Genomic DNA, 13,614 nt, shown 5'->3' with positions numbered 1-13,614 from the left:
GGTACGCGGCACCTGCCGCGTACCGGGGGACCGGGGACCGGGGACCGTCAGGCGTGCGCCCCCGGCCGGTAATGGCCCGGTGCGAGGCGGCAGGTGACGCCGAACCGGTTCCACGCGTTGATCACCGTGATGGCGGCGATCAGCTGCGCCAGCTCGGCCTCCTCGAAGTGCCGGGCGGCCTTCCCGTACACCTCGTCCGGCACGAACCCGTCGGTCAGGACCGTCACGGCCTCGGTCAGCTCGATCGCCGCCAGCTCCTTCCCGGTGTAGAAGTGGCGCGACTCCTCCCAGGCGGCGAGCTGCACGATCCGCTCCACGCTCTCGCCCGCCGCGAGCGCGTCCTTGGAGTGCATGTCCAGGCAGAAGGCGCAGTGGTTGAGCTGGGAGGCCCGGATCTTCACCAGCTCGAGCAGCTTCGGGTCGATCCCCTTACGGGACGCCGCGTCGAGCCGCACCATCGCCTTGTAGACGTCGGGGGCGAGCGCGGCCCAGTCCAGCCGGGGGGCCTCCTCGGGCGCGTACTCGGTGGCCGTGCCTCCGCCGCCGGCGGCTGCCGTCGCGGTGCCGCCGTCCGTGGCGCTGTTGTTCGTGGTCGTCGTCATGTCCTCGAGCGTAGGAGCGAGGCAGCCCAGGAGTATGGTCCACTCGCATGGCGAAACCATGGGCCACTTTCGGCATCGACCTCCACCTGGAACCGGCCGGTCCCGGTCTGCGCCGCGGCCTGACCGACGCCCTGCGCGAAGCGGTCCGCAGCGGCCGGCTGGCCCCCGGCACCCGGCTGCCCTCCTCCCGCGCCCTGGCCGCCGACCTGGGCATCGCCCGCAACACGGTCGCCGAGGCCTACGCCGATCTGGTCGCCGAGGGCCGGCTGACCGCACGGCAGGGCTCCGGCACCCGGGTCGCCGAGCGCGCGGTGCCCCGGCCGCCCGCCCGGCGGCCCATCCCGCAACGCCCGTCCGGACGGCTTCGGTACGACCTCACCCCCGGCGCCCCCGACCTCGCCTCCTTCCCGCGCGCCGAGTGGCTCAGGGCCTCCCGCCGGGCCCTGGCGACCGCCCCCCACGACGCCCTCGGCTACGGCGACGCGCGGGGCCGCCCCGAACTGCGTACCGCCCTCGCGGACCACCTGGCCCGCGTACGGGGCGTACGCGCCGACCCCGAACGCATCGTCGTCTGCTCCGGGTTCGCCCACGGCCTCCACCTGATCTGCGACATCCTGCGCACCCGCGGCGCCCGCACCCTCGCCGTGGAGCCCTACGGCCTCGCCGAACACCGCGACCTGATCGGACGCACCGGTCTGCGCACCGTCCCGGTCCCCTCCGACGACGCCGACCCCGGCGACGCCGCCGCGGTGCTGCTCAACCCCGCCCACCAGTTCCCCCTGGGCGGTGTGCTGCGCCCCGAACGCCGGGCAGCCGTCATCGACTGGGCCCGCCGCACCGGCGGCCTGATCCTGGAGGACGACTACGACAGCGAGTTCCGGTACGACCGCCAGCCTGTCGGGGCGCTTCAGGACCTGGACCCCGATCGTGTGGTCCACCTCGGCACGGTCAGCAAGTCCCTCGCCCCCGGCCTCCGTCTGGGCTGGATGGTGCTTCCCCCGCCCCTGCTGCCGGAGGCCGCCGAACACGGTGCCGCCCGGACCGTCGGCGTCCTCGAACAGCTCACCTTCGCCGAGTTCCTCACCTCCGGCGCCCACGACCGGCACGTGCGGGCAGCCCGGCTGCGCTACCGGCGCCGCCGCGACGCCCTGGTCGAGGCACTCGCCGAGCGGGCACCCGAGGTACGGGTCACGGGCATCGCGGCCGGGCTGCACGCCGTGCTCCGACTGCCCCCGGGCACCGAGCAGGCGGCCGTCCGGGCGGCCGCCTGGCAGGGCCTCTCGGTCAAGGGCCTGGCGCACTTCCGGCATCCCGCCACCGACGTCGCTCCCCTGGACGCCCTGGTCGTCGGCTACGGGACCCCGCCGGACCACGCCTGGGCGGCGACCCTGGACGCCTTGTGCCGAGCGCTTCCCTGAGGGATGTCCCGCGGTCCTGCCCGGCAGGCCGTCGCAGCAAACGTGCACACCATCCCAAAAGCCCCGTAACCATGGCCGATTGAGTCACGATCAAGGGCCCCCTGCCCCTTCCCGCCGGCCGGCGCCTAGGCTGTCCGCCGCGAGCCGGGGAACATGGCACACCGCGGCGGCGAGGCGGCACACACAGCGGCACACACGGGGGAGTGGAGAACATGACGCAGAAGACGGCGGCGCAGAAGGCGATACCCGCGGCGCGGACACGGCGGCGGCTGCGGTCCGGCACGGTGATGCTCGGCGGTATGGGTGTCCTCGCGGCGGCCCTGTCCGCGTGCAGTTCGGATCCGGACCGCCGCTGCGTGGACCGGGACAGCTACGACTACCTCAACGGCTACAAGGTCGTCGCCGACCAGAACTGCACGACGTCCTCCGGTTCCCTCAGCAAGGGGGCCGACGCCGACTGGTACTACGACGCCGACGTCAGCGGCGGCTGGGCCGACGACGGCACCTTCAGCCGGAGCGAGGCCGTCGACCGGGGCGGCTTCGGCTCGTCCTCCGGCAGCAGCGGCGGCTGAACACCCCGTCGAGCCGAGGAACGAAGGACCCGTCCGTGGAACGCCGCACCATCGAACCCCGCCCCGGCTGGCAGCAGACCGTCGAGGAGCAGGGCCTGATCTACCCCCTCACCCTGCCCAAGCCGCTCGAGGCCGACCGGGCGGCGGGCCTCCCCGTCCCCGACGACGCCTGGGTGCCGTACTGGGACGAGAGCGCGTACTACGTCTTCGGCCTCGACGAAGTGGAGGCGCTGGAGGAGGCCGTCGAGGAACTGCACCGCATGTGCCTCGCGGCCGCCGGCCACATCGTCACCGCCGACCGCTTCGCCGACCTCGGCATCACCGATCCGCGGGTCGCCGGCGCGGTTGCCGAGGCCTGGCGCCGGCGGGCCGAACTCCCCTCCGTCTACGGCCGTTTCGACCTCCGCTACGACGGCACCGGTCCCGCGAAGCTGCTGGAGTACAACGCCGACACCCCCACCTCCCTGGTGGAGGCCGCCTCTCCCCAGTGGTTCTGGATGGAGGAACGGTTCCCCGGCGCCGACCAGTGGAACTCCCTGCACGAACGCCTCGTCGACGCCTGGCGGAAGCAGGCCCCGCTCCTCCCGCCGGGCAGCCCGCTGTACTTCGCCCACTCCTCGGCCGACGTACTCGGCGAGGACCTCATGACCGTCGCCTACCTCAAGGAGACCGCCGAACAGGCGGGCCTCGACACCGAGTGGCTCACCGTGGAGGAGATCGGCTGGGACCGGCTCTCCGGCCGCTTCGTCGACAACAGCCTCCGGTTCATCCGCAGCATCTTCAAGCTGTACCCCTGGGAATGGCTCACCACCGACCGCTTCGCCGGCCATGTCCTCGACACCCTCGACAACGGCGGCGGCACCGGCAGCACCCTGTGGATCGAGCCGGCCTGGAAGATGCTGCTCAGCAACAAGGCCCTGCTGGCGATCCTCTGGGAGCTCTACCCCGGCCACCCCAACCTCCTCCCGGCCCACCTCGACGGCCCCCGCGACCTGGCGTCGTCCACCGGCTACGTGGCCAAGCCGCTGCTCGGCCGCGAGGGCGCCGGGGTGACGATCCACCCGCCGGGCAGCGCCCCCGTGGTCCGTGACGAACCCTGCTGCTACCAGCAGCTCGCCCCGCTGCCGGACTTCGACGGCAACCATGTCGTCCTCGGCGCCTGGACCGTCGGGGACGAGTCCGCCGGCCTCGGCATCCGCGAGTCGTCGGGCCTGATCACCGACGAGTACGCCCGTTTCCTCCCGCACGTGATCCTGTGAGCGCCCCCTGATCCGACGCCCCCGGAGGGCCGCAGGTCCTTCAAGGGGCGCGGGGGACCGCGCGACCGGCCCCACCGAACCCGCAGAGGGCGCCCGGCGGCCGCCGGGCGGACGCGCCGCTCGCATGGCGGACGCCCCACCACGGCACTCCGCCCCGCCCGGTACGCTGGCCGACGGGCCGTGACTGGCGTGCTGGGATGGGACCGACCATCGGGAAGCGGCCCCCGGGCCGCGCCTTCATCCGGTGGCCCGGTACGAGTGCCGTGCGCCTGGGCCATGCCGTGAACGCCGAACGCCACGTCCGGAGGTCCCTCATGCCCGTCGAGCCCCTCTCCACCGCTTCCACCGCCTTCCGCTCCGCCCTCGACGTGATCCGCGCCGTCGAGCCGCGCGTCGCCGACGCCATCGGCCAGGAGGTCGCCGACCAGCGCGAGATGCTCAAGCTGATCGCCTCCGAGAACTACGCCTCGCCGGCCACCCTCCTGGCGATGGGCAACTGGTTCAGCGACAAGTACGCCGAAGGCACCGTCGGCCGCCGCTTCTACGCCGGCTGCCGCAATGTCGACACCGTCGAGTCGCTGGCCGCCGAGCACGCCAAGGAGCTCTTCGGCGCCCGCCACGCCTACGTCCAGCCGCACTCCGGCATCGACGCCAACCTCGTCGCCTTCTGGGCCGTCCTCGGCGCCCGCGTCGAGGTGCCCTTCCTGGAGAAGACCGGCGTCCGCCAGGTCAACGACCTCTCCGACGCCGACTGGGCCGAGCTGCGCCGAGCCTTCGGCAACCAGCGCATGCTCGGCATGTCCCTGGACGCCGGCGGCCACCTCACCCACGGCTTCCGCCCGAACATCTCCGGCAAGATGTTCGACCAGCGCTCCTACGGCACCGACCCGGGCACCGGCCTGATCGACTACGAGGCGCTGCGCGCGTCCGCCCGCGAGTTCAAGCCACTGATCATCGTCGCCGGGTACTCCGCGTACCCCCGTCTGGTGAACTTCCGGATCATGCGCGAGATCGCCGACGAGGTCGGGGCCACGCTCATGGTCGACATGGCGCACTTCGCCGGCCTCGTCGCCGGCAAGGTCCTCACCGGCGACTTCGACCCGGTCCCGCACGCCCAGATCGTCACCACCACCACCCACAAGTCGCTGCGCGGCCCGCGCGGCGGCATGGTCCTGTGCGACGACTCCCTCAAGGACCAGGTCGACCGCGGCTGCCCGATGGTCCTGGGCGGCCCGCTCCCGCACGTCATGGCCGCCAAGGCGGTCGCCCTGGCGGAGGCCCGGCAGCCCTCCTTCCAGGACTACGCCCAGCGCATCGTGGACAACTCCCGCGCCCTCGCCGACGGCCTGATGCGCCGCGGCGCCACCCTGGTCACCGGCGGCACGGACAACCACCTGAACCTGATCGACGTGGCGTCCTCCTACGGCCTCACCGGCCGCCAGGCCGAGGCCGCCCTCCTCGAGTCGGGCATCGTCACCAACCGCAACGCCATCCCGGCCGACCCGAACGGCGCCTGGTACACCTCCGGCATCCGGATCGGCACCCCCGCCCTGACCACGCGCGGCCTGGGCACCGCCGAGATGGACGAGGTCGCGGGCCTGATCGACCGCGTCCTGACCACCACCGAAGCCGGCACCACCAAGTCCGGCGCCCCCTCCAAGGCGGCCCACGTCCTCGACGCGAAGACCGCCGACGAGATCTCCCACCGCGCGACCGACCTGGTGGCCGGTTTCCCGCTGTACCCGGAGATCGACCTCGGCTGACGGCGCCGACGGCGCTCAGCGGCCGATCAGCTCCCGACGCGGTTCCCCGCGCGGCGGTCCGGCACGGTGGCGGACCGCCGCGCGGCGTATCAGCAGGGTTCCGGCGGCCCCCGCCGCGAGCCCCGCGGCCGCCCGCCACACCCCGTCCCGCGCGCCGTCGCCGCCGGAAGCGGCGGGCTCCGGATCCCCGCCGGGGAAACCGCCGTCGTCCGGACGGGCGTGGACCCGCCGCGGTGCCCGGTGCCGGCGGATGTCGTCGTCCGTGACGTCCGGCGCCGGATCCGTGCGCACCCACGGTGTCCCGTCCCCGGCCACGAAGAACTGGTCCTGGGGCAGCATCGCCACGTCGCCGCCGGGCGCCCGCCGCGTCTGCGGCCGGCCCCCGACCCCGGCCGGCCCTCACCGCACGGTGAACCGCACCGGGGGACGGCGATCCTCCGTCCAGGCGTCCAGGCGTCCAGGCGTCCAGGCGTCCAGGCGTCCGGGCGTCCGGGCGTCCGGGCGTCCGGGCGTCCGGGCGTCCGGGCGTCCGGGACCCGCTCCGTGCCCGTGTACGTCGGCTCCAGCAGGCTCCGCAGCCGCTCGAAGCCGGCCTCCCCGGCGTGCCAGGACGCGGTGCGCCCGTCGCCGGACCACACGGCCACCGCCACGTCCGGCTCGTCGGCGGGCGGCGCACCGCCCGCCGCACCGCCCGCCGCGGCCCCCGGCGCCCCCGCCGGCACCGCCACCGCCGCCACCACACATCCCAGCCGTCGCACGACGCCCCCTCTCGTCCCCCCTTGTCGCACCCCCGCGCACGGACCGGAACCCGCCTGTTCCGGACCAGTGCCCGATCGCCCCCCGACGCCTGAGAGAATGATGAGCATGGCCTCTGATCGCCCGCCCGTCGCCCACCACCACCCTCAGGGGAATGGCTACGCCATGCAGCGTCGTCCTCGCGTGCTCTCCGGAATCCAGCCCACCGCAGGCTCGTTCCACCTCGGCAACTACCTCGGCGCCGTGCGCCAGTGGGTGGCCCTGCAGGAGACCCACGACGCGTTCTACATGGTCGTCGACCTGCACGCGATCACGGTCCCGCAGGACCCGGCCGAGCTGCGCGCCAACACCCGGCTCGCCGCCGCCCAGCTGCTGGCCGCCGGGCTCGACCCGGAGCACTGCACGCTCTTCGTCCAGAGCCATGTCCCCGAGCACGCCCAGCTCGCCTGGGTCATGAACTGCCTCACCGGCTTCGGCGAGGCCTCCCGCATGACCCAGTTCAAGGACAAGTCCGCCCGGCAGGGCGCCGACCGCGCCTCCGTCGGCCTGTTCACGTACCCGGTCCTCCAGGTCGCCGACATCCTGCTCTACCAGGCGCACGAGGTGCCGGTGGGCGAGGACCAGCGTCAGCACATCGAGCTCACCCGCGACCTCGCCGACCGCTTCAACACCCGGTTCGGCCCGACCTTCACCGTCCCGAAGCCGCACATCCTCAAGGAGACGGCGAAGATCTACGACCTCCAGGACCCGACGGTCAAGATGAGCAAGTCGGCGTCCACGCCGAAGGGCCTCATCAACCTCCTCGACGACCCGAAGGCCACCGCCAAGAAGGTGAGGAGCGCGGTCACCGACACCGACACCGTGATCCGCTACGACGTCGGGAACAAGCCGGGGGTCAGCAACCTGCTCACCGTGTACTCGACCCTCACCGGCGCGGGCATCACCGAGTTGGAGGAGCGGTACGCCGGCAAGGGCTACGGGGCGCTGAAGACGGACCTCGCCGAGATCATGGTGGAGTTCGTGACCCCGTTCAGGGAGCGCACCCAGCAGTACCTCGACGACCCCGAGACGCTCGACTCGGTGCTGGCCAAGGGCGCGGAGAAGGCCCGCGTCGTCGCCGCGGAGACCCTCGCCCTGGCCTACGAACGAGTGGGCTTCCTGCCCGCCAAGCACTGACCCGGCCCCGGGCCGGGGCTCCCGCGGCAACCACCGCGGGACTGAACGCGGACCCGGCACCGATCCGTACCACCGGGTGAGCGCCGTACGTCACTCCGGCCGCGCCTGCCCGGGAGCGGGCCGTGGCCGTACAGTCGGTACGAGGGCGGCCGCTTCGGCGGCCATCCGCTGCGCGCCGGACCGGCCGGGGCGGCACCACCACAAGGACCGAACGACGCAAACGAAGGAGACGACGTGGGGACCGTAACGATCGGTGTGTCGATCGCGGTCCCGGAGCCTCACGGCAGCCGGCTTCAGCAGCTGCGCGCGGGCTTCGGCGACGCCGCTGCTCACGGTATCCCCACGCATGTCACCCTGTTGCCGCCCACGGAGGTCGACGAGGGCGACCTGACGGCCATCGAGACGCATCTGAGCGAGGTCGCCGCGGCCGGCCGCCCGTTCCTCATGCGGCTCTCCGGCACCGGCACCTTCCGGCCCCTGTCGCCGGTCGTGTTCGTCCGGATCGTGGAGGGCGCCGAGGCCTGCACCTGGCTGCAGAAGCAGGTTCGCGACGCGTCCGGCCCCGTCGCGCGGGAGCTGCAGTTCCCGTACCACCCGCACGTCACCGTGGCGCACGGCATCGAGGAGGCGGCGATGGACCGCGCCTTCGAGGAACTCGCCGACTACGAGGCACGGTGGCCCTGCACCGGCTTCGCGCTCTACGAACAGGGCGCCGACGCGGTGTGGCGCAAGCTGCGGACGTTCCCGTTCGGCTCGCCGGCGGTCCCCCCGCAGTCCGGTCGCGCCGACCGCGGCTCCGTCACCGCGTACTGACCTCCGGCCCCGCAGGCCCCGGCGCTCGGACGTCAGACCGGCAGTCGCCGGAACACCGCCCGGGGCAGGTGCCGCAGCGCCGACATCACCACGCGCAGTCCGCCCGGCACCCACACCGTCTCCGCGCGGCGGCGCAGCCCCAGCTCCACCGCCGTCGCGACCGCCTCCGGGGTGGTGGCGAGCGGCGCCCCGGGCAGCGCGGCGGTCGCCCGGGTGCGGACGAAGCCGGGGCGTACGACCATGACGTGCGCACCCGTGCCGTACAGCGCGTCGCCGAGGCCCTGGGCGAAGGTGTCCAGGCCGGCCTTGCTGGAGCCGTAGATGAAGTCCGCGCGGCGGGCCCGCTCCCCGGCGACGGACGACAGCACCACCAGGGAGCCGTGCCCCTGGTCCTGGAGGGCGCCGGCGCACACGAGTCCCGAGGAGACCGCGCCGGTGTAGTTGGTCTGCGCGACCCGGACGGCGGCCCGGGGCGACCGCTCGTCGTGGGCCTGGTCGCCGAGGGTGCCGAAGGCGAGCAGCACCATGTCGATGTCACCCTCCGCGAAGACCTTGCCGAGGACGCTTTCGTGGGAGGCGGGGTCCAGGGCGTCGAAGGCTACGGTGCGGACCTGGGCGCCCAGGCGGCGCAACTGCTCCGCGGCCCGGTCCAGCGCGGGGGAGAGCCGGCCCGCCAGCCACACGGTGCGGGTGCGGCGGGCGATCAGCCGGCGCGCGGTGGCCAGCGCGATCTCGGACGTACCGCCGAGGACGAGCAGGGACCGGGGCAGCCGGGCGGCGGGAGCGACGCGGCCCCATCCCGTGGGGGAGACGGTGTCATCAGGCATGTCGGTGACCGTATCGTCCCTATATGGGCGATCAGTTTTGAAACCTTGCCCCACTCCCCGGAACGGGTGATTAATGGGATGTCGTTCCGGACATGGGATTTCCCCTACGGGGGCAGAGGCGGGTCATGGACTGGCTGAAGAGACTCCCCGTCGTCGGCCCGTGGGCCACGCGGCTGATGCTCACGCACGCGTGGCGGTCGTACGAGCGGATGGAACGGGTGGCCTGGACGCGGCTGGCCGCCGCGATGACGTTCACCAGCTTCGTCGCGCTGTTCCCGCTGCTCACCGTCGCCGCCGTGGTCGGCGCCGCCATGCTCGGCCAGGAGCAGCAGGACACCCTCCAGGAGAAGATCGCCGAGCAGGTGCCCGGCATCTCCGAGCAGCTGAACATCGGCAGCCTGGTGGACAACGCCGGCACCATCGGTCTCATCGCCGGTGCCGCGCTGCTGTTCACCGGCATCAGCTGGGCCGGATCGACGCGCGAGTGCCTGCGCGCGGTGTGGGAGCTGCCCGAACCGGAGGAGAACCCCCTCCTGCGCAAGGCCAAGGACGCCGGCATCCTCGTCGGGCTCGGCGGCGCGGTCCTGGTCACCCTGGTCGCCTCCACGGTCGCCTCGACGGCGGTCGGCTGGATCAGTGACGCCATCGGGCTGGAGAAGGGCGGCTGGGGCGGGATCGTGCTGCGGATCGCGGCCTTCGCCGTCGCCGCGGGCGCCGACTTCCTGCTCCTGCTGTACGTCCTGTCGCCGCTGCCCGGCGTCGAACCCGCCCGCCGCCGTCTGGCCGTGGCCGCGCTCATCGGCGCGGTCGGCTTCGAACTGCTGAAACTGCTGCTCAGCGGCTATGTGCAGGGCGTCGCGGCGAAGAGCATGTACGGCGCGTTCGGCGTCCCGGTCGCCCTGCTGCTGTGGATCAACCTCACCATGAAACTGATCGTGTTCTGCGCCGCCTGGACAGCGACGCAGTACAAGGAGGAGGAGGGTGAACGGGTCACGGACGCGGCCGGCGGCGCACCAGATCCGGCAGCGGCCAGCGGCGGTTGACCAGGAACGCCCCGCCCGCGAGCAGCACCAGCACCCCGCTCGTGACGGCGAGCGCGGTCCCGATGCCGCCGGCCCCGCTCCCGGCCGCGGCGCTCGCCACCGGCTGGGCACCCGCGGCGCCGGGCGCCCCCTCGCCCGCGCCGCCCGCCTCGCCGGGGAAGGCGCCGGCGCCCGGCCGGGCGCCGGCCTGCGCGGCGCTCGTGGGCGGCACCAGCTCACCCACCGGGTCGACCTTGCCGACCGCCTCGAAACCCCAGTCGAACAGCCGCGCGGTCTCCTTGTAGACCCCGTTGCTCTCCTTCTTCTGCGGGTTCATCACGGTGACGAGCAGCACCCTGCCGTCCTGCTCGGCGACCCCGGTGAAGGTGGCGCCCGCGTTGGTGGTGTTGCCGTTCTTCACTCCGGCGATGCCCTCGTAGACGGGCACGTCGTAGTCGCCGGACAGCAGCCGGTTGGTGTTCTGGATCTCGAAGGACTCGCGGACCTTCTTGCCCTTCTTGTTCTTCTTCGTCTCACCGGGGAAGTCCGCGCGGACCGTCGAGGCGTACTCCCGGAAGTCCTTCTTCTGCAGCCCGGAACGGGCTATCAGGGTCAGGTCGTACGCGGACGACACCTGCTCCTGGGCGTCGTAGCCGTCGGGGCTCACCGCGACCGTGTCGAGGGCCTGGAGCTCCTCGGCGTGCGCGTTCATCTCCGCGACGGTCTTCTCGACGCCCTCGTTCATGGCGCACAGCACCCGCACCGCGTCGTTGCCGGAACGCAGGAAGACGCCGAGCCACAGGTCGTGGACGGTGTACGTCTCGTTCTCCTTGATCCCGACCATGCTGGAGCCCGGGCCGATGCCGGCCAGGTCGGAGGGCTCGACCTTGTGCTTCGTCGAACCGGGCCACTTCGGCAGCAGCGTGTCGGCGAACAGCATCTTCAGGGTGCTCGCCGGGGCCAACCGCCAGTGCGCGTTGTGCGCGGCGAGCACCTCGCCGGACTCCGCGTCGGCGACGATCCAGGACCGGGCCGACACGTCCTTCGGCAGCACCGGCACGCCGCTCGCGAGGTTGACCTGGGTCCCCGGCTGCCCGAGCCGGGCGCCGCCCACCGTCGACATCTTGGCCGGGGGAGCGGCCTCGGATCCCTTCGACGCACTTTTCGACGGGCTCTGCGACGGGCTCTGCGACGGGCTCTGCGACGGGCTCGTCGTGGGGCTCTTCGACGGGTCGGCCGAGGAGCCGGCCGAGGACTTGGACGAAGGGGTGGACGACGGGCTCGGGGCCGCGAGGGCGACGGGAGCGGTCAGCGCGGTGGACACCACTATGGCGGAAGTGACCAACAGTGAGCGCCGGATGGAGTTTTTGGGTGCGGGCACGGTCGGAAACGTACATGCAGTGCCTGAGGAAGTCCCCCCTCCCTCCCCACCCCGCGAACAGAACCGGACACCGGCCGGTGATACTGGACCCATGCCGTGCCCACCCGGGGGACACCCCCCGGAGCCCTGGCCGAATCCGGGCGCCCGGTGTTGCGATGAAAGGTCAGATCTGGTGAAACTCAGCCGCCCCGTCTCCTGGTTCCTGCTCGCGTTCGGGGTGTGGAGCTGGATCATCTGGATCACTTTCGTCAAGAACCTGGTCAAGGACGGCAGCGGGCTCGCCTTCGACGACGGCGAGCCGACGGCGTATTTCTGGGTCCATCTGCTGCTGGCCGTCGTCTCCTTCACCTTGGGGACGGTCGTCGGGGGCATCGGGTTGCGTGGTCTGCGCGCACTGAGCCGGACGTCACGGACGTCGTAACGGAAATCTGGGGAACACCGCACCGTGGCCATAGCCTTCGTACTCATCGTCCTGTTGGTCCTGTCCGTCCTGGTGGCGGGCAACTGGTACCTGTGGCGCCGTCTGTTCCGTGACACGACCCGGGCCCCGGGTGCCGTGCGCAGCATCGGCGTGGTGGTGATCGCCGGAGGCTGGGCGCTGACCTTCGCGGCGTTCTTCGCCACGCGCAGCGGTGCCCCGTTCTGGCTCAAGCAGGTCCTGGCCTGGCCCGGCTACCTCTGGCTGGCCCTGTGCCTCTACCTGCTCCTCGCGGTGCTCGTGGGCGAGGCCGTCCGCCCGGTGCTGCGCCGGGCCCTGGAGCGCCGGGCGCGGCGCACGGCGGCCGCCCCGCCGAGCCAGGAGCCGACGCCGATACCGGCCGGCGCGACGGCCGGCGCTGCCGCACCGGCCGCGTCGGTGACGGTCGCGCCGGCACCGGGAACGTCGCAGCCGGCGGACGCGGACGCCTCCGCGCCGACCGGGACCACGGCCCCCGCGCCCGCCTCCGACGCCCCTGACGCCCCCGGGGTTCCCGCCACCCCGGTGGAGCCCGCCGGTCCCTCCCGGCGGTTGTTCGTCTCCCGGGTGGTCGCCGGGGCCGCCGCCGCGGCGGCCGTCGGAACGGTCGGGTACGGCACGTACGGCACGGTGCGCGGGCCGAAGGTGAAGCGGGTCACCGTGCCGCTCGCCAAGCTGCCCCGCGCGGCGCACGGTTACCGGATCGCCGTGGTGAGCGACATCCACCTGGGGCCGGTCCTCGGCCGGGGCTTCGCGCAGACGGTCGTCGACACGATCAACTCGACCCAGCCCGACCTGATCGCCGTCGTCGGCGACCTGGTGGACGGCACGGTCAAGGAGCTCGGCCCGGCCGCGGCCCCGCTGGCGCAGCTGAGGGCACGTCACGGCTCCTTCTTCGTCACCGGGAACCACGAGTACTTCTCCGGCGCGCGGGAGTGGGTCGACGAGGTGCGCCGACTCGGCCTGAACCCGCTGGAGAACGCGCGCACACACCTCCCGCACTTCGACCTCGCCGGCGTGAACGACCTGGCGGGCGAGGACGAGGGCCAGGGCCCCGACTACGCGCGGGCGCTCGGCGACCGGGACCGGGCCCGCGCCTGCGTGCTCCTCGCCCACCAGCCGGTGATGGTCCACGAGGCCGTCGACCACGGCGTCGACCTCCAGCTCTCCGGCCACACCCACGGCGGCCAGCTCTGGCCCGCCAGCTACCTCGCCGCCGCCGCCAACCCGACCCTCGCGGGCCTGGACCACTACGGCGACACCCAGCTGTACGTCAGCCGCGGCGCCGGCGCCTGGGGCCCGCCGACCCGGATCGGCGCGCCGTCGGACATCACGGTGATCGAACTGGCGTCGAAGCAGACCTGACGGCGGTACCGCGGGGAGCCGGGAACCACCCCGGCTCCCCGCGGTACGGCCCGGTGACGTTGCCCGGCCTCCCGGCCGTGAGCGGGCCGACCGCGGGGTGGGGGGGGGGGGGCGCCCCGCGGGGCCCCCGCCCGGGGGGGGGGGGGGGGGGCCGGCGGCCGGCCCGGCGCGCCCCCCCCCCCGGGCCCGCCCCGGGGGGCGGC

Annotated in this window: 13 protein-coding genes; 9 read left to right on the top strand and 4 right to left on the bottom strand. The window is 73.3% G+C overall.

From position 1 onward, the window contains the following. Positions 1-47: 47 nt before the first annotated feature. A complete protein-coding gene (locus ACFWVE_RS33430) occupies positions 48-602 on the bottom strand; it encodes a carboxymuconolactone decarboxylase family protein (protein WP_384022505.1) in 555 nt (184 codons plus the stop codon). A 47-nt stretch (positions 603-649) separates the two neighbouring features. Between ACFWVE_RS33430 and ACFWVE_RS33425 the strand changes: the two genes are divergently transcribed. The 4 genes from ACFWVE_RS33425 to ACFWVE_RS33410 all read left to right on the top strand — a co-directional run bounded on the left by ACFWVE_RS33425 (position 650) and on the right by ACFWVE_RS33410 (position 5,614). Beyond that, complete coding sequence (locus tag ACFWVE_RS33425; RefSeq protein WP_384022503.1) at positions 650-2,020, top strand: PLP-dependent aminotransferase family protein; 1,371 nt, start codon at positions 650-652, stop codon at positions 2,018-2,020. Positions 2,021-2,232: 212 nt separating this feature from the next. Next, a complete protein-coding gene (locus ACFWVE_RS33420; RefSeq protein ID WP_384022500.1) occupies positions 2,233-2,592 on the top strand; it encodes a hypothetical protein in 360 nt (119 codons plus the stop codon). Between the two features lie 35 nt (positions 2,593-2,627). Next, positions 2,628-3,851 (top strand): glutathionylspermidine synthase family protein, encoded by a 1,224-nt coding sequence (locus ACFWVE_RS33415; protein ID WP_384022497.1) that lies wholly within the window; start codon positions 2,628-2,630, stop codon positions 3,849-3,851. A 314-nt stretch (positions 3,852-4,165) separates the two neighbouring features. Next, a complete protein-coding gene (locus ACFWVE_RS33410; protein ID WP_384022494.1) occupies positions 4,166-5,614 on the top strand; it encodes a glycine hydroxymethyltransferase in 1,449 nt (482 codons plus the stop codon). Between the two features lie 15 nt (positions 5,615-5,629). Here ACFWVE_RS33410 and ACFWVE_RS33405 read toward each other — a convergent pair whose 3' ends face one another. Then, positions 5,630-5,959 carry a hypothetical protein gene (locus tag ACFWVE_RS33405; protein WP_384022491.1) on the bottom strand — a complete coding sequence of 110 codons (330 nt, stop codon included), beginning with the start codon at positions 5,957-5,959 and terminating at the stop codon, positions 5,630-5,632. Positions 5,960-6,535: 576 nt separating this feature from the next. On the opposite strand from ACFWVE_RS33405, the gene trpS reads away from it, so the two are divergent. Further along, positions 6,536-7,546, top strand: coding sequence for a tryptophan--tRNA ligase (gene trpS / locus ACFWVE_RS33400; protein WP_384022508.1), 1,011 nt, complete (start codon positions 6,536-6,538; stop codon positions 7,544-7,546). A gap of 234 nt (positions 7,547-7,780) precedes the next feature. Beyond that, the gene (locus tag ACFWVE_RS33395; RefSeq protein WP_384022489.1) at positions 7,781-8,359 is read left to right on the top strand and encodes a 2'-5' RNA ligase family protein; all 579 of its coding nucleotides are present in this window, start codon (positions 7,781-7,783) and stop codon (positions 8,357-8,359) included. A 32-nt stretch (positions 8,360-8,391) separates the two neighbouring features. Here the strand turns inward: ACFWVE_RS33395 and ACFWVE_RS33390 are convergent, their stop codons facing one another. Continuing rightward, positions 8,392-9,186 (bottom strand): decaprenylphospho-beta-D-erythro-pentofuranosid-2-ulose 2-reductase, encoded by a 795-nt coding sequence (locus tag ACFWVE_RS33390; RefSeq protein WP_384022486.1) that lies wholly within the window; start codon positions 9,184-9,186, stop codon positions 8,392-8,394. A gap of 125 nt (positions 9,187-9,311) precedes the next feature. On the opposite strand from ACFWVE_RS33390, the gene ACFWVE_RS33385 reads away from it, so the two are divergent. After that, positions 9,312-10,229 carry a YihY/virulence factor BrkB family protein gene (locus ACFWVE_RS33385; RefSeq protein ID WP_384022483.1) on the top strand — a complete coding sequence of 306 codons (918 nt, stop codon included), beginning with the start codon at positions 9,312-9,314 and terminating at the stop codon, positions 10,227-10,229. Here ACFWVE_RS33385 and ACFWVE_RS33380 read toward each other — a convergent pair. Next, positions 10,177-11,589 (bottom strand): D-alanyl-D-alanine carboxypeptidase family protein, encoded by a 1,413-nt coding sequence (locus ACFWVE_RS33380; protein ID WP_384022479.1) that lies wholly within the window; start codon positions 11,587-11,589, stop codon positions 10,177-10,179. The genes ACFWVE_RS33385 and ACFWVE_RS33380 overlap by 53 nt on opposite strands. A gap of 172 nt (positions 11,590-11,761) precedes the next feature. On the opposite strand from ACFWVE_RS33380, the gene ACFWVE_RS33375 reads away from it, so the two are divergent. Together ACFWVE_RS33375 and ACFWVE_RS33370 are read left to right on the top strand one after the other, a co-directional pair. After that, positions 11,762-12,010, top strand: a complete 249-nt coding sequence (locus ACFWVE_RS33375) for an SCO4848 family membrane protein (protein ID WP_384022476.1) — start codon at positions 11,762-11,764, stop codon at positions 12,008-12,010. Positions 12,011-12,034: 24 nt separating this feature from the next. Continuing rightward, complete coding sequence (locus ACFWVE_RS33370) at positions 12,035-13,411, top strand: metallophosphoesterase (RefSeq protein ID WP_384022473.1); 1,377 nt, start codon at positions 12,035-12,037, stop codon at positions 13,409-13,411. Positions 13,412-13,614 lie beyond the last annotated feature (203 nt).

It is taken from the genome of Streptomyces sp. NPDC058632 (genome assembly GCF_042717095.1).
Classification (GTDB): domain Bacteria; phylum Actinomycetota; class Actinomycetes; order Streptomycetales; family Streptomycetaceae; genus Streptomyces.
Note: the sequence above shows the minus strand (reverse complement) of the source record. Positions and strands in the feature narration are given on the sequence as shown.

Coding starts and splice junctions, on each gene's coding strand:
- ACFWVE_RS33430 (WP_384022505.1), bottom strand. CDS start 602: ATGACGACGACCACGAACAACAGCGCCACGGACGGCGGCACCGCGACG.
- ACFWVE_RS33425 (WP_384022503.1), top strand. CDS start 650: ATGGCGAAACCATGGGCCACTTTCGGCATCGACCTCCACCTGGAACCG.
- ACFWVE_RS33420 (WP_384022500.1), top strand. CDS start 2,233: ATGACGCAGAAGACGGCGGCGCAGAAGGCGATACCCGCGGCGCGGACA.
- ACFWVE_RS33410 (WP_384022494.1), top strand. CDS start 4,166: ATGCCCGTCGAGCCCCTCTCCACCGCTTCCACCGCCTTCCGCTCCGCC.
- trpS (WP_384022508.1), top strand. CDS start 6,536: ATGCAGCGTCGTCCTCGCGTGCTCTCCGGAATCCAGCCCACCGCAGGC.
- ACFWVE_RS33390 (WP_384022486.1), bottom strand. CDS start 9,186: ATGCCTGATGACACCGTCTCCCCCACGGGATGGGGCCGCGTCGCTCCC.
- ACFWVE_RS33385 (WP_384022483.1), top strand. CDS start 9,312: ATGGACTGGCTGAAGAGACTCCCCGTCGTCGGCCCGTGGGCCACGCGG.